Consider the following 23508-nt stretch of genomic DNA (forward strand, 5'->3'; position numbering starts at 1 on the left):
TACATTTGTGCCGAATATTTAGTATGGAGTTCTTTTAGAACTATGATGTTTTTTATGATTATATATCCTCTTTTTTTGAAAAAAATCTAATAAACAGGATGTGGTATAAAAATTGTAACACAGAAAATAAGAAGGACGGAATATTCCGTCCTCTAATTGTCAATTGATAGATGAATTGATGGAAGTTAACAGTTGTTTTCTTTGTAAAGTCTAATAGCCTTCTTTATAGACATCAATCCGAACTCTTCCGCTTTCAACTCTTCCTTTTCCAGGATAACGATTTCGGCAGCATCATCTTCTGCGTGGACACCTATGAAATCCTTTACATGGCATTCAAAGAACATATCTACCGTGTGTACTTCGAAACCGCAATACATATACAAATTAGGAATGGAAAAAAGATAACGACATTCGGTAATATCCAGTCCCGTTTCTTCTTTTACTTCGCGGTGTGCCGCATCTTCCGCTGATTCGAACATATCGACGAATCCGCCCGGCAGGTCGAGCGTCCCTTTGGCAGGTTCTTTAGCCCGGCGCACCAGTAGAATCTCTCCGGCGGCATTTCGGATGAAACAGGCTACTGCCGAAGAAGGATTGAAATAGTATACGAAACCGCACGTTGTACACTGTTTCGCTTTTTCATTACGTTCGATGAAGGTGTTGGCTCCACATTTGGGGCAATAGATAAATTGATGCAAAGGATGGTTCATGTCTCTGATAATTAAGTGATATATAAAAAAGAAGGGCGACCTCAGGCCGCCCTTGATCCGGGGCAGAACCCCAGTGAATACGATTACTCTTTCACTTCCCAACCCAAAGCGCTGGCTCCCAATACGGCAGCATCGCTTTCTTTCAATTGAGAGAAAAGAAGTTTTGTTTTACCTTCGTAAACCTTCAGCATGTTCTTGTCCATAGAACGTTTGATCGGATTCATGATCAGATCGCCTGCCTTGGTAAGACCACCGAACAGAATAATGGCTTCCGGACTGGAGAATGCAACAGCATCAGCAAAAGCTTCACCCAGGATATTTCCTGTAAATTCGAAGATTTCAAGTGCCAGTTTATCATTCTTCATGGCTGCATCGAATACATCTTTTGAAGTGATTTCATCCGGATCCAGATCGCGCAACAGACTTTCGTCTTTGCGGATTTCGAGGTATTCACGGGCTGTACGTGCCACACCAGTAGCAGATGCATATGTTTCAAGACATCCCTGACGACCGCAACCGCAAGGACGCCCATTGTTACGACGCATAATCACGTGTCCCAACTCACCGGCAAAACCGTCATGTCCGTAAACCAGATTACCTCCGATAACGATACCACTACCTACACCTGTTCCCAGAGTGATAACGATAAAGTCTTTCATACCACGTGCTGCACCGTAAGTCATTTCGCCGATTGCTGCAGCGTTAGCGTCGTTAGTCAAAGCAACGGGAATACCGCCGATTTGTTCGCTGATCAACTGTGCCAAAGGTATTTTACCTTTCCATGGAAGGTTCGGGGCAAATTCGATACAACCGTTGAAGAAGTTACCGTTAGGAGCTCCTACGCCGACACCTTTGATTTTGTCCGGACCTCCGGCCTGGTCGATTACTGATAAAAGACCTTGTCCCAGTTCCGCAACATATTCTTCTATATCAGTATATTTGCCAGTTTTGATTGATCCACTGTACAAGATTGTTCCTCTTGCATCTACTACGCCGAAAACAGTATTGGTACCACCTATATCAATACCTACTACATAAGGCTTCTCCATGATTTTATATTTATGATTAATAATGAGTCTTTCTGGAAAGCAAATATAAGAGGAATATGCTTAGCTGCAATGATTTTATTAAAAAAAATGCTGAATAGTATCAGTTTTCAAATGTGACAATAAATGTAACTTTACTTAATTGCCGGATCAAAATACGTCATTTTCAACTTTTTTCTCTCTTTGGATAACCGGTACCGGAGCGTTTTTTTTATATTTGGTAGATTCTTAACCCATTAATGAATAACACTATGCCACAGGTTTCAGACATACGGCTTATGGTCCGGGCGGAACAACCTGTTTTATCGACCCGTACGAAAGTCAGTTACAAGGATTTAGAGTGGACGCTTGCCCGAAAACGTCAGGATGCACTGGCATTTCTCCGGAAAACAGGGGAATATATGACGGATGTGCCTTTTATTATTTACTACGATTATCTGAATATGGATATATATGACCTGGATGTGGAAATCTGTTTCCCTGTGTCTTGCCTGATGGAAGGAGATGAAAATGTCCGGTCGCGCGTAATACCGCAATCCAAAGTCGTGCATTGCTTATTTAAAGGCGATTACGAAGAAATTGATTATTTATATGGCGAGATGACTTTCTGGATGATGCAGAAAGGATACGAGCCGGAAGGTACGGCTTATGAATTTTATTACCGGCGGAAAGAGGAACCTTTCGATGACCGGTTAACCAAAATTGTATTGCCGGTGAAGAGCTGATACAATTTTGGTTAAGGTATTACCTTTTTTATTTAGCCGGTAGTATTTCGATCCAGTAATCGTCCGGGTCGTTGATGAAATACAATCCCATGGCGGTATTTTCGTAACATACGCAATCCATCTCCTTATGGAATTTGCGTACTTCATCGTAATCGCCGGCTACACGGAAACAGAGATGGCTTTCGTTATCTCCCAGTTCGTACGGCTCATTACGGTCTTTCAGCCAGGTCAGTTCTAGCAGGAAACCTGTCTGGTCGTCTGTCAGGTAAACGAGAACGAAAGAGCCGTCGGCTGCTTCCTTGCGGTGATGTTCCTTCAGACCCAGTGCTTTGTTGTAGAAAGCAATGCTTCTTTCGAGGTCGAGGACATTGATGTTGAAATGATCAAATCTACTTTTGATTTCCATATTTGTTTTCTTTATAAATTAAAAATCAGTGCTTTCTCCGGGATAGGACAACAAGATATAACGGCATCCCTTCGATTCGGCATAAGGACCGAATGCTACTACTTCGGCGGGATGTTCCCAAAAGTGCATAGGGACTAAAACGTCAGTCTTTATCCGGTCGACAAACTGTTCCGCTCCCCGCATAAAATCTGTTCCGATACGTGGATCGACCGGAAACATGGCGAGATGCAGATGTCCGGTTGCCTGAGCCAGTATATCCAGTTCCCGCAAATAATCGCCTTCGGCTTTAGCCACTTCCTGAGGTGTCGATTCATCTTTCCAGTGCCAGTTATTCAGGTCGCCGGCATGAAACAGCAGTTTGCCTTCCGCTTCTATCAGGAAAGAAATGCCTACATCTGTCGAGCCGAATGCCCGGATACGGATATTTTCATCTTCAAAAACATCTCCTTTTTTCATATACAGGGCGTCTTCGGCTTTTGCCCGCCGCCGTTTCAGTATGTCTTTGGAGAAAATGTATTTGATATCCGGTTTTTTCTCTTTCCACTTCAGTATCTCCGGATTGAAATGATCCGGATGGAAATGGGAGGACAATATATATAATGTACCCGCGCGTCGAAGTAGTTCGTTATGAACAAAACCGGTATCCGGTGTCTTTCCCGTATCTTTGAAATAATCGATCAGGATCGCATATCCCTCTGCTTCAATGGCGAACCCGCTATGGTAGATGTATGTAAGTCGCATATTCTTTATTGTTTAGTAACCTGTAGTAAAAACAGGTAAGTTCCTGCTTTGGTTGCTAAGACGGTACAAATATACAAAAGGAATTTATTTTTTAGTTTACACAGGATAAATGATTATTTTTGTGAAAAATACATATTGAACGACATGAAGAGCATTCGGATAAATAGCTTATTCGTATTATTATTATGTACAACCATATTCTCTGTAGGGGCAAAGAATTATTCTTTCCAGTTTGAACCTGTTGTTTCTCAAAAGAGTTTTCCTACAAACGAGATAAGAAAACTTTATCAGGATAGAGATGGCTATATCTGGATACCCACCTACAAAGGTTTGTTACGGTATGACGGATATACGGTTAGCACTTATAATATGGAAGGATCCGGACATAAATCGTTTATCAATAAATATGTCAATGTCGTGGAAGAGGATTATGATCATAATTTATGGATCGGAACGAATAATGGGTTATATGTGCTTAACAAGATCAATGGTGAAATACAAAAGATAGAAAAAACTTTACTGGAAACATCTGCGGTCGAAGCTATTGTGACTTTTTCTGATGGAGATATATGGGTCGGAGGCAGTAAGGGACTGTATCGCCGAAAGAGTAAAGATTCTTCTTTTGTGGAAGTAAACAAAAGTCTCGATGTTAAATCGATGATAAAAGATGATAAGGGTTACATTTGGGTTGGAGGATGGGAGCGGGGGCTTCTCCGATACGATCCGAAAACAGATAGTTCTTATGTTTATCCGCCCGTGACGAAGAATAATTCACCCCATGTGATTTTCCAGGACAGCAGGGGAACCATTTGGGTGGGCACCTGGAACTGCGGGTTGGTGAAACTGCTCGCTCCGTATGATATGGAACGTTTTTCGTATGTGAATTATACTTACCGTGTGGGCAATCCTCATTCGTTGCTTGATGATATCATTTATGCGATTGCCGAAGACCGTAATTCAGGGAAACTGTGGATCGGTTCCCGTAGCGGACTCAGTATTCTTGAATCGGAAGAGGGGGAAGGTGTTTTTACTAATATACTTCCCGGTAATTCACGTTATGACTTGCCGTTTAATGAAGTGAACTCTATTATTTGTACGAAAGAAGGGTTAATGTGGTTAGGAATGTTGGGAGGTGGCGTTTATGTAGCGAACACGGACCGATTCCGTTTTAATTATGATCCGCTTGAAAAGGTGCGGGAAAAGTTTTTGACCAGTTCCGTGCGCAGTATTTATCAGGATGAGAAAGGTCTGTTGTGGATGGGTATTATGGGATTCGGATTGATTATCTATGACAGGGAAGAAGGGACTTTTGTATCCGGAACAAACCATCCGGTATTAAAGCAGATGGCTTATAACTCTGTGGTTAATGGAATTATAAAACGGTGTGCGACAAATGAAATATGCATGGCAACCTGTGATGCCGGTGTGTGGTTCTATAATCCGGAAAAAGAGACAGTTTATGCTTTGAATGTGAAAAACTGTCCGGCATTGAAGGATGATAATGTGAATGCGGTCTTGGAAGACTCAAAAGGTAATTTATGGATTGGGTCCCGGGGAGGTATTTGTTTTATGGATGACAGGGGGAATGTTAAGCCGTTGGGAGAATGTCTGCGTCCCGGGCAACCCGATTTGTCCCGGTCTTCTGTAATTTCTATGGTAGAGGATAAGGACGGAAATATATGGATGGCTACTAATTATGATGGTATCCTTTGTATCGGAAATGATGCTGAACAGAAAACAATCAAGAGCTATTCATCGGAAAACGGCTTGCTTTCTACCAATGATATCGCATGTCTTTGTTTTGACTCAAACAACCGGCTTTGGGTAGGGACTGACGGAGATGGATTGAATATGTATGACAGGTCGAAGGACCGTTTCTTTCCTCTCGCCCACGAATCTCTCTATTCAGGTGAAAATGTATCTAATATTTTGGAAGATCATAATGGTACTATATGGTTTACTACCAATTCGGAAATGGTGCACTTAACAACTACTCCAGATGGTAAGGTTCAGGATATCCTCACTTTTACCGCTTCCGACGGATTGCAGGATTGTTTCTTTAACCGCAACGCTTGTTTCAGGAGTTCCGATAATGAATTGTTTTTTGGAGGTTATCGCGGACTGAATAGTTTTTATCCGGATAAGATAAAGAAGCAGACTGTCTTTTCACCGGTAGTCATAACGGATATAAAGGTATTCAATACATCCGTGCGCGATATGAAGCCGGATAAAAGGAATCGGATATTGCAGAAAACAATTGATTTTACCGACAAGATAGTCTTGTCTTATACCGAGAATAACTTCAGCATCGATTTTTCCGTACTTAATTATATGAAACCGGCCTTGAACAAATATGCATATAAACTGGATGGTTATGATTCGGACTGGGTATATACGGATGCCGGATATCATTTTGCCTATTATAATAATTTGAAAAGTGGAACATATACTTTCCATCTAAAAGGAGCGAACGAGAATGGGATTTGGATGCCTGACGAGCGTATGTTGCTTGTGACGATATTGCCCCCTCTGGAAAACGGGGTGGGCTTATTGCGGATATCTGCTTTTGCTGTCGTTGCTGTCGTGGTATATTTACAGGATTGTGAAGAACCGTATCCGTATGAAGCAGGCAATAGAAATGGGGCAGATTGAACGGCAGAAAATGGAAGAGGTCAATCATGCTAAATTGCAGTTTTTTACGAATATAACTCATGAACTCTTTACACCTTTGACTATTATCTGCGCCTCGGTTGATGAATTGAAACAACTTCATCCGGGTGATGCGAAGATGTATGCGGTACTGAATAACAATGCGGTTCGTTTGATGCGCCTGATCCAGCAAATACTGGAGTTCAGAAAAGTGGAAAACGGTAAATTGCAATTAAAGGTATCCAAGGGTAATTATACACAGTTCCTGAAAAACAGTATCGAGGCTTTCCAGCCTTTGGTCAGGAAAAAAGGCCTTTCCATTGATTTCAGAGAGGAAGAAGAGGAGATATCCGGTTACTTCGATAGTGATAAGCTGGATAAGATTCTTTATAACTTATTGTCGAATGCTGCCAAATATACGGAGAAAGGAGGCACGGTAGTGGTTTCACAATGTTATGAAAAGGAAACAGGGCATTATTCTTTTTCCATCACAAATCCGGGAGAGCCGATGAGTAAAGATAAGATGGAACATCTTTTTGAACGTTTCTATGAAGGTGATTACCGGAAATTTCATACGACCGGGACTGGTATAGGTTTGGCGTTGACTAAAGACCTGGTAAATATCCATCACGGGGAAATCCGGATAAACAGCGATGCGGTGACAGGCAATACTTTTGTGGTATGGCTGCCGGTGGACCGTTCTGCTTATGCGGAAGATGAGATTGATGATAGTTTACAGGTGACAAATAGTCCTTTGCTGCCTGAAAATGAGGAGTGTGCTGATTCGCAGGTGGTTGGGGAACTGGCGGTAGAGCAGGATGTACCGTCTTTATTGCTGGTTGAAGACAATGAAGATCTTTTGTCGATCATGACCCGATTGCTGAGTGCACATTATAGGATATTAACAGCTACACAGGGGCAGGAAGCGATCGGTATATTGGAAAAGGAGGAGGTCGATTTAGTTGTGTCGGATGTTATGATGCCTGTGATGGATGGTATCGAACTATGCAATTATATAAAAAACAAGTTTGAATTATGCCATATTCCTGTGATCCTGCTGACTGCCAAACGTACAGAAGAAGATCAGATGGCGGGTTACCAGTCGGGAGCCGATAGCTATGTGACAAAACCGCTCCACCTGGCCTTGCTGCATAGCCGGATAGAAAACCTGCTGAAGAAAAAGAAGCGGACTGGCGTTGACTTTAGAAAACAGCTTGTCTTTGAGGCAAAAGAGTTGGATTATACATCGATGGACGAGACTTTCATCCGGAATGCAATAGATTGTGTAAATAATCATTTGGATGATTGTAGTTACGAGCCTTCTCTGTTTGTTGCCGAGATGGGTATGTCACGCACAACCGTTGCCGACAAGCTGAAATCTTTGACCGGATTAACTCCTTCGGGCTTTATCAGTAATGTCCGTCTGAATGCCGCTTGCCGTTTGATCGACGAGAATAAGAAAATACGTATTGCCGATTTGGCTTATGCCGTCGGGTTCAATGATGCCAAATATTTCAGTACCTGCTTCAGGAAAAAATTCGGTGTTTCTCCTTCTGATTATATGTTGAGGAATAAAGAAGATAATGAGGTTTCGTCGTAAATATAGCACTGCCCTTTCCCGGCATGTCCTGTCATAGTTGTATCGGCAGATCAGGACAGTTGTGCTGGTCTGCTAGCACTATAGTGTCGGTATAATCGGCACTACTGTCCTGATAGAGTTAGCACTATAGTGTTATTTTTTGTGAATCTCTTTATCATAGTCTCTGTCCGGAGGTTGAATTATTACCGGAAAATGTCTCTAATGCTTTTGGAGAACCGTTTCCCGGTAATAATTCAACCACTGTTCATTCCTGTTCATAATATATTTGCCTTCGTGAAAAACGGGTTAATCTTAACGTGTTAAACCTTTAAAAATGTATTATGAATAAAAGAATTTTGAATGAAAACAGAAGAGGGTGGATATGTACTCTGCTTTTGTTGTGTTGTCTCTTCTTTCAGGTGAAAGAAGTATCTGCTGAAAGTTTACAGACAGGTAGTATTAATGTAACAGGGGTCGTTACCGACTCCAAAGGTGAAACAATTATTGGAGCCAGTGTTGTGGAAGTCGGGACTACAAACGGTACGATAACCGGTATTGACGGTGACTTTTCTATTCAGGTGGCTCCTGGTGCCAAACTCCGTATTACATACATTGGCTACAAGGAGAAAGAGTATGTGATTACTAAAAGTTCTTCATTGAAAGTAACGCTTGAAGAAGATTCCAAACTGATCGATGAAGTAGTGGTAGTCGGTTACGGGACACAGAAGAAGGCTAACCTGACAGGTTCTGTTGCTGCCGTAAATTTTACGGATGTAGCGTCTATGCCGGTGGCCAATACAGCGAATATGCTACAGGGGCGTTTGCCTGGTGTAATGCTGACCAATAATGGTGCCCAGGCAGGTAAAGATACTCCTGAAATTCGTATTCGTGGTGTCGGCACGTTGAGCGACAATAATAATCCGATGGTATTGATCGACGGTGTGGAAAGTTCTGTCAGCCAGATTTCGGAGATTCCGGCAGATGATATTGAAACAGTTTCTGTACTGAAAGATGCCGCGTCTGCTTCTATTTATGGGGTACGTGCAGCCAACGGGGTTATTCTGGTGACTACCAAACGTGGTATGGAACAAAAACCTCAGATTAGTTATTCCGGGAATATAGTGCTTCAGACGCCTACTGTTTTGCCGAGTTTTCTTAATTCAGCCGATTGGGCGCAAATGTATAATGAAGCACACAACAGTAATACTTATACGGCAGAAATGATTCAGAAATTGAGAGACGGTTCCGATCCGGATCATTTTGCCAATACCGATTGGGCGGATGCGCTGTTCCGTAATGCCCTGATGCATCAACATCATCTTTCGGTAAACGGGGGTAGTCAGAATGTCCGCTATATGTTGTCTGCCCAATATTTCAATCAGGATGGTATTTTGGAATACACGGGAAATAAACGTTATAACTTCCGTTCGAATGTAGATGCCACATTAGGACGTGTGAAATTGGGATTGAATCTGGCCGGTAGCAAACAGGAGATTGAAGAACCTGTTACATCGGTGGATGGTTCCGGTCTGATGCGTTATCTGAGTTGGTCTACCCGCCCGACGGTTCCGGTAAAATATTCGAACGGCCATTGGGGATGTGTGGATGGTTCATCCTTGTCCCAGTCGCAGTTTAAGAATCCGCTGGAGGAAATGAGCCAGGGGAACAAGGAAAACGACCAGTATCGTTTTGACGGCAAGGTTTTTGGTGAGTTGGATATTATTGACGGTTTGAAATTCCGTTCCAGCCTGGCTTATAAATATTATATGCAAACGACTTCTGCTTTCAGCCCCAAAAATACTCTCCGCTATGATGCAGAAGGTAATGTATTGAATACGATAGGAACTAATTCGTTGAAAGATTACCATTATATAGAATCTACCTATATCAATGAAAACATCCTGACATATGACTGGAAAATAAAAAGCCATTCGTTCAACTTTCTGGCCGGTCATTCTATCCAGGCATACCGGATGGATAAGAACGAATCTTCCAAACAGGGATTCCCAACTGATAATATTTATGAAATGGATGGTGGAACATCCAATGATAAAGTGACAGGCAGTGCAAAAGAAAACTCTTTGCAGTCTTTTTTCGGCCGTATCAATTATAATTTTGCAGATCGTTATCTATTTGAAGTGAATATTCGCCATGACGGTTCTTCCCGCATGCCGAAAGCGCATCGTTATGCGACATTCCCTTCTTTCTCCGGAGCATGGATTATGACAAACGAAAAGTTCTTGGAAGATGTTAAATTTCTTTCATCTTTAAAACTTCGTGCAAGTTGGGGTAAACTAGGTAACCAGGAGATTGGCGATTACGCTTATACATCCTTGTTGGCGGCTGATGGCAATTATTATTTCGGCAGTACGAAAAATATCGGTTTGCGTCCCAAGGCTGTTGCTAATGATGATATTAAATGGGAAACGACGACGATTACGGACTTTGGGGTGGACGCCTCTTTCTGGCAGGGACGTATTTCTGCCATCTTCGACTGGTTTGATAAAAATACTTCGGATATTTTGCTTCAGTTACCGATGCCTTCCTCTTATCTGGGAACATTGAGTGCTCCTTATCAGAATGCAGGTGAAGTTCGTAACCGTGGTTGGGAATTATCTGCCAACTATTTCGATCAAAAAGGTGATTTCTCCTGGCAGGCCGGATTCAGTTTATCAGCTGTAAAGAATAAGATTCTGGATATGAGAGGGGTGGAAAATATCAGTAATAATACAATCAACCGTGAGGGGGCACCGATCGGTTCCTATTACGGACTGAAAGCGGTAGGGCTATACCGTACGGAAGCTGATCTGAACCGTACAACGATAGTCGACGGGAAAGAGGTGGTGATCACTCAGTTTAACCAGAAACCCTCTTTAGGAGATATCATGTATGAAGACGTGAATGGAGATGGAAATATTACCGATGACGATCGTGATATTATCGGTAATCCGTTCCCGAAGATGCAATACTCTTTTAATCTGGGATTTGCCTGGAAAAATTTGGATTTGAGTATGTTTTGGCAGGGAGTTTCCGGTCTTTATCGCTATAACTGGGATGAAACGACTACCTGGTGCGGTAACCGTACCATCCGTTGGGAAGATCATTATACCGAAGATAATCCAAATGGGAGCATGCCTCGTCTGGGGAATACTTTCAATGATAAGTATTCTTCCTTCTGGTTATCCAAAGTGGATTATCTGCGACTGAAGAACTTGGAAATCGGGTATACTTTCAGACAACCCCAGTTAGGACATTTCGGAATACAGAGCATACGTTTGTATCTGGCCGGAACCAATCTGCTTACATTTACTCCGCTGGATGATTATGACCCGGAGAAGAAAAGTTCGGATTCCCGTAATGATGTACATCCGAATACAAGAACTTACTCATTCGGGGTTAATGTTAAATTCTAATTAAATACCTGCTAAGATGAAATTAATAAATAAGTATATAGGATTTTTATTGTTGTCGGGGACTTTGTTCTCAACTTCTTGTTCCGACAGTTTTTTACAGAGAGATTCGTTGACGGATACATCGAATGAGACCTTCTGGCAAACCACAGACGATGCTTTGATGGGACTTACAGCCTGTTATGCCGGTTTACAGGATAATCAGCTTTACAACAGCGATCAATATTCGTTGGGACCGTTATATATGGATTGTATTACTGATAATGGCGGTCATTTCAACTGGAGCGGATGGATTGAAGGTTTCGATGTTGCTATGGGAGTTCATTCTCCGAGTTCCGGGATATTCAGTGCTTACTGGAGTTCCTGTTATGAGGTTATAAACCGTTGCAATTCTCTTCTTGCCAATATTGATCAGATTGATATGGCTGCTGAAACAAAGGCTGTTTACAAGGCTGAGGCTATGACGTTGCGTGCTTTGATATATTGTAATCTGACATCGCTTTATCGGGATGTACCTTATATTACAGCCCCTCAAAGTATAACGGATGCCCAATGTGAAAAAACAGACCGGGCTACTATTGTTTCTGGAATTATGAACGATTTGAAAGAGGCAATCTCTGTTTTGCCGGCTACTGCGGATTTGGGACGTATCACAAAGGGAGCTGCCCAGGCGCTTTTGGGACGTATCGCTTTATATAATGAAAAATGGGAGGATGCCATTAGTGCATATAAAGGAGTTATGGAAATGAACTATTCTTTATATGATGATTATTCAACCTTGTTTACGACAGCTGGTGAAAACTCTTCTGAGATCATTTGGTCGGTCCGTTATGAAGGACCGGGTTTGTCGGAAGGCGCTGCATATAACGGACATTGGAATACGCCACTGGAAGCATTAAACGGCACGGTTGATCTGGCCGATGCTTTTTACTGTACAAATGGTAAACCGACAACAGATAAGAAAATCGGTGAACCGAATGTTGATGGTTCTACGGACGTAAATAAACCGAATGCTGCCCGTTACAACGACCGTGATCCCCGTTTATATGCCACTCTTTTTGTTCCGGGAATGCTCTGGAACGGCAAAGGAGGCGAAGGTAATTGGTATGGTGGTGCTTCTGCATCTTATTCAACAGTTTATGTATATAAGTATTTCAATCCTTCGGATGTTTCTAATTCTTTTGATAATGGTCAGGATTTTTATCTGATCCGTTATTCGGAGGTTCTGTTGTCATTAGCAGAGGCATTGGTGCAGAAAGGGGGCTATTCGTTTAGTGAGGTTACCGGACTGATCAATCAGGTACGCCGGCGTGTTGATATGCCCACGGTTGAAAGTGTAGAAGGAACAGGGCTTTCTCAATTTGAATTGTTGGAAGTTATTAAACATGAACGTCGTGTTGAACTGGCTTTTGAAGGTTTGAGGCTGTTTGACCTGTATCGGTGGAAAGAGTTGGATAAGGCTGTTAAGAATATTGAAAACGAACGTGTAGCGAATGGCTTTAATTACGAAAAGCGTATTTTTAACGGTGAAAGAGATTACGTCTGGCCGATCCCGACCAGTGAGTTGGATACGAATAAGAAGTTGGTTCAAAATGATTTGTGGAAATAAGGCATTTAAAACTTCATTTGGCGTATGAAGAAAAAGAATATAAATAGTTTATTACTATCCTTGTTTGCGTTGTTGTTACTGGGGTGTTCAGGGAATACTTCTTCCTGTTACTATCTGGACGCTATGAATGGCGACGATAACAAAAACGGACATTCTGTGGACAATGCTTGGAAAAGTTTGTCAAAACTAAAGAATGTCCGGCTTAAACCAGGCGATAAGGTCTTATTGAAACGGGGAGGGAGTTTTCCCGGGGAATTGGAAATATCCGGACAGGGAACACCTGACAACAGAATATATATAGATGCTTATGGCGAAGGAAGTAAGCCTTGTATTGTAGGGTACGACAACTCCCTTTATGCCGTCCGTATTTATAATTCGGATTATGTAACGCTTCGGAATGTAGAATAGTGAATACAGGAAAAGAGCGTAAACCTTTTCGTACCGGCTTGAAGATAGAATGCCGAGATTATGGGGTTTCTCATAATATCGTGATAGATGGCGTGGAGGTACGTGATGTGAATGGTTCTCTGGTCAAGGAAGAAGGAGGTGGTAGTGGTATTCTGGTCGTGAACGGAGGCGAGGACATTGTTTCTGTTTTCGACAGTCTGACAATAGAGAATTGCCGCATTCTACGTTGTTCCCGCAATGCTATGATCTGGTTGGGGTACAGTAGCCGTGAAAACTGGCATCCCAGTAAGTACACGGTTGTTCGCAATAATTTGATTGAGGAGGTTCCTGGTGATGGTATTGTACCGATCGGATGCGATAGTACCTTGATAGAGTATAATGTAATGCGTAATTGTCCGGCTATTTTACCCGATACGGAGGCCGCCGCCGGTATTTGGCCTTGGAGTTGTGATAATACGATAATCCAGTTTAATGAAGTCAGCGATCATAAGGCTCCTTGGGATGCTCAGGGATTCGATTCTGACTGGAATTGTGAGAATACTGTGATACAGTATAATTATAGTCATGATAATGAGGGGGGGATGGTGTTGATCTGTAATTCCGGTGAATCTCCGGCCTCGTTCAACCGGGGAAATATAGGCACTGTTGTCCGCTATAACGTCAGTATTAATGATGCTATTCGCACAAGGCAGACACGTGTAGGGACTTTCTCACCGACGGTTCATGTGGCAGGTCCGGTGAAAAATACAACCATCTGCAATAACATCTTCCATGTAAATAAAAAGCCGGAAGGTAAAGTGGACCGTAGCGTGATAACCCTTGACTCGTGGGGCGGCTATGCTGATAGTACATTAATAAAGAGTAATGTATTTTATACGCCCGAGGTTACTACCATTAATTTGACGGAATCGACAAACAATGTGTTTGAGGCTAACTATTATCTAGGCAGATTTACTTTTAAGCCGGAAGACCCGCAGGCAAAGACATTCTCTGATGTTTATCAGGAAATCCTGGAGGCCGACCCTTCCGGTTTTGGAGGATTATCCATGCTTTTTGAGACAATGGATATTGCCGGGGCAAAAGGCACATTTGTGAATCAGGAGGCAATCAGGAACTTATTTGATAAGTTGGGCAACATGGATAAGTGAAAAATCCTGTAGGTTAAAAGGAAATGGCTTCAAAAGTAGATAAATAGCTTTTGAAGCCATTTTTTATAGTAGCCGGCTGATGAAATACATCTGTACAAGGAGATATGTATGAGACTGTCTTACTTGAAATTTTGATAATTTATTTTATAACTCTTGAAAAGAGAGTGGGTACATGCAGTAAAATGAACTATTATCAGTTTATTTATTAAGTCTTTACAAGGATGGTTTACCTATGGAGAATATTATGATATAGTTAATATGATTTAAAAATCAGTACCTTGTGATACAAGGTATCTTCTATAAATATACATTTGTTGCATCAGAGGGTAAAAAAGTTCCTTAAATGTGTAACATTTTTTACAAAGTGTACGTCTAATAAAGAAATGTAATGACAAATATGATGATTCAGCTGAAAGGAATTAACAAAACGTATTTCAACGGTGCTCCGCTGCATGTCTTGAAAGGCATAGACCTGGAGATCGAAAAAGGTGAGATGGTTTCCATTATGGGAGCCTCCGGTTCGGGGAAATCGACGCTGTTGAACATACTGGGGATATTGGATACTTACGATACTGGTACCTATCATTTAAACGGACAATTGATTCAGAACCTCAGCGAAAGCCGTGCAGCTGAACTTCGTAACCAGATGATCGGTTTCATTTTCCAGTCATTTAATCTGATCTCTTTCAAGAATGCGGTGGAGAATGTCGCCTTGCCACTCTATTATCAGGGTATAAACCGTAAGAAACGAAATGCGATGGCGATGGAATATCTGGATATGGTCGGTCTGAGAGACTGGGCGGAGCATATGCCTAACGAAATGTCGGGCGGGCAGAAACAGCGTGTAGCCATTGCCCGTGCCCTGATCGCTAAACCGCAGGTGATTCTGGCTGATGAGCCGACCGGTGCACTCGACAGTGTTACTACGGTCGAAGTAATGGAACTTCTGCGTAATGTAAATAAAGAAGGTATGACTATGATTATCGTGACCCACGAGCAATCCGTAGCCAATGTGACCGAAAAGATCATCCGTGTAAAGGATGGCCTGATAGAAAACATCGAAAAAGGAGAGGGATATGTTCGACTTTGATAATTTCCGGGAAATATGGAGTACGATCAAGAAGAATAAACTTCGTACCTTCCTCACCGGCTTTTCCGTGTCGTGGGGAATCTTTATGCTGATCGTCTTGCTGGGAGCGGGCAACGGGATGAAGAATGGTATCATGCATAACTTCGACCGTTGGACGGGAAACCGTGTGGAGACATGGCCCCGCTATGCCAGCAAACCTTATAAAGGGATGCAGACGAATCGTCGTGTCGAGTATAAAGATGACGATTTGGTGTTGCTGAAACAACAGAATCCGGAAGTGGATCTGGTTTCGGGCGTTCTCTATCAAAGTGATACGCTTTCGTATGGCGAAGAATATAATACGTATTCCTTGCAAGGTGTTCATCCGGATAAGGCCACTATCGACAAGATAAAGATGCTGGTAGGCAACGGACGCTTTATTAACGAGGTGGATATTTTGCAGAAAAGAAAGGTGATCGTGATAAGTCCCCGTATGAAGGAAGTGCTTTTCCGTAGCGAAGATCCGCTGGGCAAATATTTGAATGCCAGCAATATCGCTTACCAGGTAGTTGGGGTTTATACGGATGAGGACAACAATAATAATGCACCTGCCTATATTCCGTTTTCTACGGCACAACAACTTTACCGCTCGGGATATGGAACGGATAATATTATATTCTCTCTGAATGGCGTCAGTACGAAGGAAGAATATGAGGCTTTTGAGAAACGTTTCCGAGAGCAAATGGGTAAACGTCACCGTTTTGACCCGGAGGATTTGCGGGCGATAGGTATGTGGAGCACTATTGAAGATTTTGCAATGTTTAATGGGATGATGAATGGTATTTCCTTGTTTATCTGGGTAATCGGTATCGGAACGCTGGCGGCTGGGATCGTTGGGGTGAGCAATATTATGTTGATTACCGTGCGCGAAAGAACCCGTGAGTTTGGTATCCGTAAGGCTATCGGTGCCACTCCTTTCTCTATCTTGAAACTGATCATTGTGGAATCGATCCTGATAACGGCTGTTTTCGGATATTTCGGTATGATCACCGGAGTGGGATTGACGGAAGCTATTAATATGGTGATGGAAAGTAGTAATATGGGAAAGGCCTCTTCAAATGACGATATGAGTATCTTCATGAATCCGACGGTGAGTCTGAGTATAGCTTTGTCGGCAACGGCCCTGATTATTATAGCTGGCGTGCTGGCTGGTTATTTTCCGGCTCGTAAGGCCGTGAAGATAACGGCTATCGAAGCCATGAGAAACGAATAAAATACAGATAGATATGTTCGATATAGACCGTTGGGTAGAAATATGGGTGACGATCACCCGCAATAAGACCAGAAGTATGCTGACCGGTTTCGGGGTGTTCTGGGGAATCCTGATGCTCGTTATCCTGCTGGGTTCAGGGACGGGATTCCAGAATGGTGTATTGAAGAATGTGGACGGCTTTGCCACAAACTCTGCTTTCTTTTTTTCCGAACGCACCGGGGAGGCTTATAAAGGATATAAGAAAGGACGCTACTGGCAGATGCGTAACCGCGATTTGGAGACCATCCGCCAGCGTGTGAAAGGGGTCCGTTATTTGTCGCCGATGGCGATGTCGTGGGGTGGACAGAATAATGTAGTGAGAGGACAGAAGGCCGGTACATATAATGTACGCGGGGTCCATTCGGAATATTTTCAGATAGAAACGCAGCATGTGCTGGAAGGACGTTTGCTGAACGAGATAGATGTACTGGAAAAACGTAAAGTATGTGTGATCGGTAGTATTGTCCGTGAGGTGTTGTTTACACCAGGTGAAGATCCGATCGGAGAGTATATCCGTGTGAATGGAATTTATTATCAGGTAGTCGGAGTTGTAAAACCCAAACCTCGTGTGCAGATCGGCGGACGTACGGAAGAAAGTATCATGACTCCTTTTACCACTTTGCAGCAGGTAGCAAACCAGGGAGATAAATTCTGGTTCCTGTGCGCTACGGCTGACGACGGTTATCCTTGTGACAAGCTGGTGGAAGAGATTACGGCGGTGTTGAAATCGCAGAATGAGATTTCGCCGACCGATCCGCAGGCTGTCAGTAGCTTTACGATCGCGAAGCAGTTTGAAACATTCGATATGCTTTTTACGGGTATCAATATTCTTGTATGGCTGGTCGGCATGGGAACATTGCTCGCCGGGATTATCGGGGTCAGTAATATTATGATGGTGACAGTAAAGGAGCGTACCCGTGAGATCGGCGTGCGGCGTGCTATCGGAGCCAAACCGTTCGATATAATTTCACAGATCATGAGTGAGAGTCTTTTGCTGACAGCGTTAGCCGGATTGATGGGATTGAGTTGCGGAGTATTCCTGCTCGATGTAGTGAACCGGATGATGGATAGCGGAGGTGGGCCGTCTAATGACACTTTCTTCAGTAATCCGGAGATACATATCGGAGCTGCTGTTGCCGCAACCGTTGTTTTACTTATCAGCGGGCTTATGGCTGGATTGATTCCGGCCTGGCGAGCCATGCAGATTAAGGCTATTGATGCTATCAGAGAAGAATAAAGAGAATAGAATATTAGGAATTGAAAATAAAGATAATTATGAAGAATCGTATCGTTAAGAAAATCCTGCGAATCATCTTTTTAGTATTGGTGGGAGCCGCCGTGGTCGGCACTTTCTACTTCTTGTGGAAAAAAGCACAACCTGTCATCACCATGTATGAAGTGGTAACTCCCAAACGCGACTCAGTAGAGACGAAGACTGTGGCGACAGGAAAGGTGGAACCGCGTGATGAGGTACTTATCAAACCGCAGATGTCCGGTATCATCTCCGAATTGTTGAAGGAGGCCGGTCAGATGGTGAAGGAAGGTGAGATCATTGCAAAGATCAAGGTAATCCCTGAAATGGTTCAGCTGAACAGTGCTGAATCGCGTGTCCGTGTGGCTGGTATCAATCTGGAACAAATCACGGCAACCTACAAACGTGATGAAGAACTGTATAAACAAGGAGTTGTTGCCAAGGAAGATTATGAGACCTCTTTGTCTAATTATAAGAAAGCACAGGAAGAAGCAGAAAATGCACAGGATGCATTGGAGATTATCCGTGAAGGTATTTCACGCAGGTCTACTTCCACCAGTACGACACAGGTTCGTTCTACCATTACCGGTATGATTCTGGATGTTCCTATTAAAGTTGGTAATTCGGTGATCCAGTCGAATACGTTTAACGACGGTACGACGATTGCTTCCGTAGCCGATATGAACAATATGATCTTCAGGGGAAAAGTGGATGAAACAGAAGTAGGACGTATCCATGAAGGTATGCCTATCAAACTGACAGTCGGTGCTTTGGATAGCCGTACGTTTGATGCCACCCTGGAATATGTAGCTCCGAAAGGAGTGGAAGAAAACGGTGCCGTCCTGTTTGAGATCAAAGCGGCCGTTCAGATGCCGGAAGATGCCTTTATTCGTGCCGGTTATAGTGCCAATGCTGAGATCGTGCTGAAACGTGCGACCGATGTCCTGACCGTTCCTGAAAGTTGTGTTGAATTCAGCGGAGACTCTACCTTCGTACAGATTGTAAAACAGGAAAAGCCGGAACAGTTATTTGAGAAACGTGCTGTTACGGTCGGTTTGTCTGACGGTATCAAGATCGAAGTGAAAGAAGGTTTGGCAGAAGGTGACAAGATCCGTGGTGGTATTGTAGCTGCTAATAAGTAATAGAAATAAAAACGAATAAGCGATGAAACAAATCATATCATCCGTAGCGCTGGCCTCATTCCTTTTTTGTCTGCCCGCTGGGGCACAGGAAGCGGCAAAGCAATGGTCGTTGGAGGAATGTATCCGGTATGCTATCGAAAACAATATAGATCTGAAACAAAAGGAACTGGAACAGAAAAGCCGCGAAGTGGACTTACACACAAGTAAATATAGTTGGTTGCCCAGTGTGAATGCCAGTGTGGGGGAAAACTTTGGTTTCGGCCGCTCCGAATCGAAAGATGGTTTGATCGTAGACCGTAATTCGGCCAATACGACAGCCGGTATTCAATTGAGCATGCCTATCTTTGACGGTTTGAAAATACCGAATGATATTGCTGCACGCAAGCTGGACCTGAAAGCATCTATCGAGACTTTGAATAAGGCAAAGGAGGACTTGTCTATCAATGTGGCTTCTTACTATTTGCAAGTTCTTTATAATAAGGAAATGTTGAAGATTGCCCAATTGCAGGTAGACCTGAGCTCTGAGCAGGTGACAAAAACCGAGGCACTCTATAATGCCGGTAAAATCCCAGTTTCCCAGTTATACGATATGAAAGCTCAATTGGCAAAAGATGAAGTAACATTGACAGAATCGCAGAACAATGTGAAACTGGCTTTACTGGATCTGACACAAAGTCTGGAACTGGAGCGGGCCGGTGAAAACTTCGATGTGCTGGAACCGGAAAGCGGTGATGCCATTGAACGTTACATGGGTAGTATCATTCCTCCTGACCAGGTATATGACAATGCTGTCATATTCAAACCGCAGATCAAGGAACAGCAATATCTGTTGGAAAGCCAGAAGAAAGCGCTCCGTATAGCCCAGGCGGGATATTATCCGAAGCTGAATTTAAGTGCCGGTTACAGTACCGGTTACTATCATAATTTCGGTGATGGCGATTATAATAACGCTCCGTTCAGTGATCAGTTGAAGAATAACGGGCAGAAATCAATCGGTTTAAGTCTGAGTATTCCGATCTTCAATCGTTTCCAGGTACGTAACAGCGTCCGTACCGCCCGTCTCTCCATAACTAACCGTGAGTTAATGATGGAGAACAGCAAAAAATCACTTTATAAGGAGATCCAACAGGCTTATTATAATGCGACGGCAGCACAGGAGAAATACATCTCTTCCGATAAGTCAGTTGATGCAAGCAAGGTCGCTTTCTCATATGCTGAAGAACGGTATGGTGCAGGAAAAAGTACTGTATTTGAGTATAGCGAAGCAAAGACGAAGTATGCGCAAAGTCTGGCCGAACAGACACAGGCAAAGTACAACTTTATCTTCCGCACCAAGATCCTTGACTTCTATAATGGAACACCAATCACTTTATAATAATATTGCAATAAGATTAAATCCTATTTTTTTAACATAATTGATTAGACACACCAAGGAGGAAGGAAGTTTCCGTGAGGAAACTTCCTTCCGTTTTTGTAAATACACATCAATGTGAGTGAATAAATATTATATTTGTCGCAGAAAAGGGATATGAAACCTCTAAAAATACATAGTTCATGAAGAACTATGTCCCTTTTCAATTTTTAATATCTATAAGAATCAACACGTTCGCGTTTCATTAGAAAATTTAAACATTATCTTCATATTACATGCTTCTCTGATTTTAAAAGGAATAGTACAATATCTATTCCATAGTTCTTCATGAACTAATATAGATGAAAAAGCGACAAGGAGATGTATTATGAATATAAGCCGTATAAATGAAGATATAATAGAACAAATCAGAAAAGGTTCGGAAAAGGCTTTTTCTGAATTGTTCAGTACCTATTATAGCTACTTGAATGCAGTCGCTTTATGTTACCTGATCGATAAAGAGGCCGGTGCAGAAATTGTAGATGATGTTTTTATTAATATCTGGAACAAGCGAGATACCTTATCGTATCCAATTCATTATTATTTAGTACGTTCTGTTCAGAATGGTTGTCTCAATTACATCCGGGCACAAAGGGTTCAGCAAAATGTATTGGATGAACATAAGGAACAAATGTTGGCTTTTCAGGAAAATTATATCCAATCGACTCCGGTTCCATTACAGTATGTAGAAATGCGTCAGACGGAAGAAGAAGTACGCTTGGCAGTAAATCAGTTACCATCAAAATGTAAGGCAGTATTTGAAGAGTATTTTTATGCAGGTAAATCAGTTGATGTAATTGCCGATAATATGGGTTTGACCGTTAGTACAGTACGAGTTCAGTTAAAGAATGCGACTGATCGTTTGAAGCAAACTCTTAAACATCTGCTTCTTTTCTTTATCTGTTGAAATCTGTTTACTCCAGCCTTTTTTATTCCTCTTTCCGGAAAAGGATCTTTCATCACTATTGTAGAGTATCGAATTAAATAATATATTTGCATGTATAGTTGATCGGTTAAGTTGTTCAAATTAAAAACAGATGGGAAAATCTCTTAAAGATATTGCAGAAGCTCTTAAGGTCTCAAAAACAACAGTTTCATGGGTGTTGTCAGGACGTGGTGATGAACAAAAGATAAGTTCGGCTACTCAGAAAAAAATAATAGATTATGCTAAACAGGTAAAATATAGACCAAATCATCTTGCTAAAAGTCTTAGTTCAGGTAAAACGAAAACAATTGGATTGGTTGTTCCCTTCATAGGAGATACTTTTTATGCCCAAGTAGCTATGGAGGTTGAACTTGTGGCAGAACAACTGGGATATACCGTTACTTTTTGCAGTTCCGAATCTAATCCGGTAAGAGAAAATAATATAATCCAAATGTTACGATCGAAGAATATTGATGGATTAATCATTGCTCCTACTAATTATGCCAAAGGTGAATTGGAGAATTTAATACAAGAAAAATATCCGTTTGTTTTAATTGACCGTTTCTTTCCGGAATTGAATACTAATTATATTATTATAGACAATATCGGGTGTAGTTATAATCTGGTTAATAAACTGATAAATGAAGGCCGTAAAAAAATAGCCATTATAACTACGGCATCGGCCCTTTTTACCATGAGTTTAAGATATGAAGGATATAAGACCGCTTTGATCGAACATGATTGTTTTATTTCTCCTCACTTATATGGAGAGGTGTCACGCAATGAGTATGAGTTAGATATCATTCGTGTATTGGATACTATTTTTGATGCGGTCCCGGATGTCGATGGATTCTATTTCACTACGCATTATTTAGGAATGGAAGGGCTACGCTATTTTTATAAACGGAATATAGATGTCAGTAAAATAGGTTTGGCTTGCTTGCATAGTACTCCGAGTTTTGAACTTTTGGCTCCTAATATGCATATAGCGTATCTTCCTATAAAAGAGATTGGTCGTGAGTCTGTACGTGTATTAATAGAAAAATTAGAAACTACCGATAATGAAGACGAAAAGGTAAAACTGGTTTTGCCTGTATGTGATTAAAAACATATCAATCGTAAGATAGTATAAGAAAATCGGAATAAATATCATTGTTTATCTCTGATAAGACACATATGTTTGCAAAATAATATTTTTTTCTTAGTTTACTTAACCGGTAAAGTTGATTAAGAGAGAAACATAATACCATGAAATATGAAAAGGCAATTTATTCTTTCAGTATGGATTTTCATACTATCACTAAGCTCATTAAACGCTCAGATTGCGGCTATAGATGTAGACAAAGGAACCGAAAAGGTTGAAGTTGAAGACATAATCATTGTTTTCAAAATGCATTTTGATATTGGTTATACTGACTGGAGTGAATCTATTTTACAGAAATACACAACCTCTATGATGGATGAAACATTACGTTCAGTAGAAGAAACGGGTAAATTACCTAAGGAAGACCAATTTGTTTGGACTCTTCCTGGCTGGCCAATGAAATATATTATGGAAAATACCTCTGAGGTTTATAAATCCGGAATAGAAAAAGCATTAAAAGATGGACGTTTCAAAGTGCATGCACTTCCTTGCACATTTGAGACTGAATCGAGTGATCTTGAAACATTGGTGCGTGGAATGTCCTATTCTTCGCAGATAAATAGAATATATGACCAACCGTTGGTACGTGGAGCTAAACTTACCGATGTCCCTAGCCATTCCTGGATACTTCCTACATTATTGACACAGGCTGGTGTGAAGATTTTGCATATTGGTTGTAATCCCGGGTCCGTATCACCGGATATACCAACCTGTTTTGGTGGGAGGGACCGGATGGTTCGAGGTTACTCACTTTTAACTGGGCGGAATATTACGGTTCCGGTGTACTTCCTCCGGCAACCTGGAAATATAAGACATGGTTAG

The 23508-nt window shown here is 41.9% G+C and carries 17 protein-coding genes and 1 pseudogene; 14 read left to right on the forward strand and 4 right to left on the reverse strand.

The window, feature by feature from the left end; genetic code table 11:
* Positions 1–185: 185 nt before the first annotated feature.
* Both DXA15_RS17045 and DXA15_RS17050 read right to left on the reverse strand, forming a co-directional pair.
* Complete coding sequence (locus tag DXA15_RS17045; RefSeq protein WP_128134811.1) at positions 186–710, reverse strand: NUDIX domain-containing protein; 525 nt, start codon at positions 708–710, stop codon at positions 186–188.
* Positions 711–793: 83 nt separating this feature from the next.
* Complete coding sequence (locus tag DXA15_RS17050; protein WP_007654811.1) at positions 794–1759, reverse strand: ROK family protein; 966 nt, start codon at positions 1757–1759, stop codon at positions 794–796.
* A 248-nt stretch (positions 1760–2007) separates the two neighbouring features.
* On the opposite strand from DXA15_RS17050, the gene DXA15_RS17055 reads away from it, so the two are divergent.
* Complete coding sequence (locus DXA15_RS17055; RefSeq protein WP_128134812.1) at positions 2008–2481, forward strand: GyrI-like domain-containing protein; 474 nt, start codon at positions 2008–2010, stop codon at positions 2479–2481.
* A gap of 28 nt (positions 2482–2509) precedes the next feature.
* On the opposite strand, the gene DXA15_RS17060 is transcribed toward DXA15_RS17055, so the two are convergent.
* Together DXA15_RS17060 and DXA15_RS17065 are read right to left on the reverse strand one after the other, a co-directional pair.
* Positions 2510–2887: a VOC family protein gene (locus DXA15_RS17060; RefSeq protein ID WP_007654808.1), complete on the reverse strand. Its 378-nt coding sequence runs from the start codon at positions 2885–2887 to the stop codon at positions 2510–2512.
* 18 nt (positions 2888–2905) lie between these two features.
* Positions 2906–3628, reverse strand: coding sequence for an MBL fold metallo-hydrolase (locus DXA15_RS17065; protein WP_128134813.1), 723 nt, complete (start codon positions 3626–3628; stop codon positions 2906–2908).
* Between the two features lie 144 nt (positions 3629–3772).
* On the opposite strand from DXA15_RS17065, the gene DXA15_RS17070 reads away from it, so the two are divergent.
* The 13 genes and pseudogenes from DXA15_RS17070 to DXA15_RS26850 all read left to right on the forward strand — a co-directional run bounded on the left by DXA15_RS17070 (position 3773) and on the right by DXA15_RS26850 (position 23508).
* The gene (locus DXA15_RS17070) at positions 3773–6280 is read left to right on the forward strand and encodes a two-component regulator propeller domain-containing protein (protein ID WP_128134814.1); all 2508 of its coding nucleotides are present in this window, start codon (positions 3773–3775) and stop codon (positions 6278–6280) included.
* Positions 6231–7877 carry a response regulator gene (locus tag DXA15_RS17075; RefSeq protein WP_128134815.1) on the forward strand — a complete coding sequence of 549 codons (1647 nt, stop codon included), beginning with the start codon at positions 6231–6233 and terminating at the stop codon, positions 7875–7877. The genes DXA15_RS17070 and DXA15_RS17075 overlap by 50 nt, the downstream gene beginning before the upstream one ends.
* Before the next feature lie 320 nt (positions 7878–8197).
* Positions 8198–11269 (forward strand): TonB-dependent receptor, encoded by a 3072-nt coding sequence (locus DXA15_RS17080; RefSeq protein ID WP_128134816.1) that lies wholly within the window; start codon positions 8198–8200, stop codon positions 11267–11269.
* Between the two features lie 16 nt (positions 11270–11285).
* Positions 11286–12875, forward strand: coding sequence for a RagB/SusD family nutrient uptake outer membrane protein (locus tag DXA15_RS17085; RefSeq protein WP_128134817.1), 1590 nt, complete (start codon positions 11286–11288; stop codon positions 12873–12875).
* A 24-nt stretch (positions 12876–12899) separates the two neighbouring features.
* Positions 12900–14431: pseudogene (locus DXA15_RS17090) on the forward strand (right-handed parallel beta-helix repeat-containing protein).
* A 400-nt stretch (positions 14432–14831) separates the two neighbouring features.
* Positions 14832–15521: an ABC transporter ATP-binding protein gene (locus DXA15_RS17095; RefSeq protein ID WP_128134827.1), complete on the forward strand. Its 690-nt coding sequence runs from the start codon at positions 14832–14834 to the stop codon at positions 15519–15521.
* Entirely contained in the window at positions 15508–16773 is a 1266-nt protein-coding gene (locus tag DXA15_RS17100; RefSeq protein ID WP_128134818.1) for an ABC transporter permease, read from the forward strand. The genes DXA15_RS17095 and DXA15_RS17100 overlap by 14 nt, the downstream gene beginning before the upstream one ends.
* A gap of 13 nt (positions 16774–16786) precedes the next feature.
* The gene (locus DXA15_RS17105) at positions 16787–18049 is read left to right on the forward strand and encodes an ABC transporter permease (protein WP_128134819.1); all 1263 of its coding nucleotides are present in this window, start codon (positions 16787–16789) and stop codon (positions 18047–18049) included.
* Between the two features lie 38 nt (positions 18050–18087).
* On the forward strand, positions 18088–19206 hold the full coding sequence (locus DXA15_RS17110) for an efflux RND transporter periplasmic adaptor subunit (RefSeq protein ID WP_128134820.1): 1119 nt from the start codon (positions 18088–18090) through the stop codon (positions 19204–19206).
* A 22-nt stretch (positions 19207–19228) separates the two neighbouring features.
* Positions 19229–20581, forward strand: coding sequence for a TolC family protein (locus DXA15_RS17115; RefSeq protein WP_128134821.1), 1353 nt, complete (start codon positions 19229–19231; stop codon positions 20579–20581).
* Positions 20582–20945: 364 nt separating this feature from the next.
* Complete coding sequence (locus DXA15_RS17120) at positions 20946–21524, forward strand: RNA polymerase sigma-70 factor (RefSeq protein ID WP_128134822.1); 579 nt, start codon at positions 20946–20948, stop codon at positions 21522–21524.
* A gap of 130 nt (positions 21525–21654) precedes the next feature.
* Positions 21655–22647 (forward strand): LacI family DNA-binding transcriptional regulator, encoded by a 993-nt coding sequence (locus DXA15_RS17125; RefSeq protein WP_128134823.1) that lies wholly within the window; start codon positions 21655–21657, stop codon positions 22645–22647.
* Positions 22648–22797: 150 nt separating this feature from the next.
* The gene (locus tag DXA15_RS26850) at positions 22798–23508 is read left to right on the forward strand and encodes a hypothetical protein (RefSeq protein ID WP_233567386.1); all 711 of its coding nucleotides are present in this window, start codon (positions 22798–22800) and stop codon (positions 23506–23508) included.

The sequence above is a fragment of the Parabacteroides sp. AM58-2XD genome, assembly GCF_003463685.1.
Taxonomy (GTDB): Bacteria; Bacteroidota; Bacteroidia; order Bacteroidales; family Tannerellaceae; genus Parabacteroides; species Parabacteroides segnis.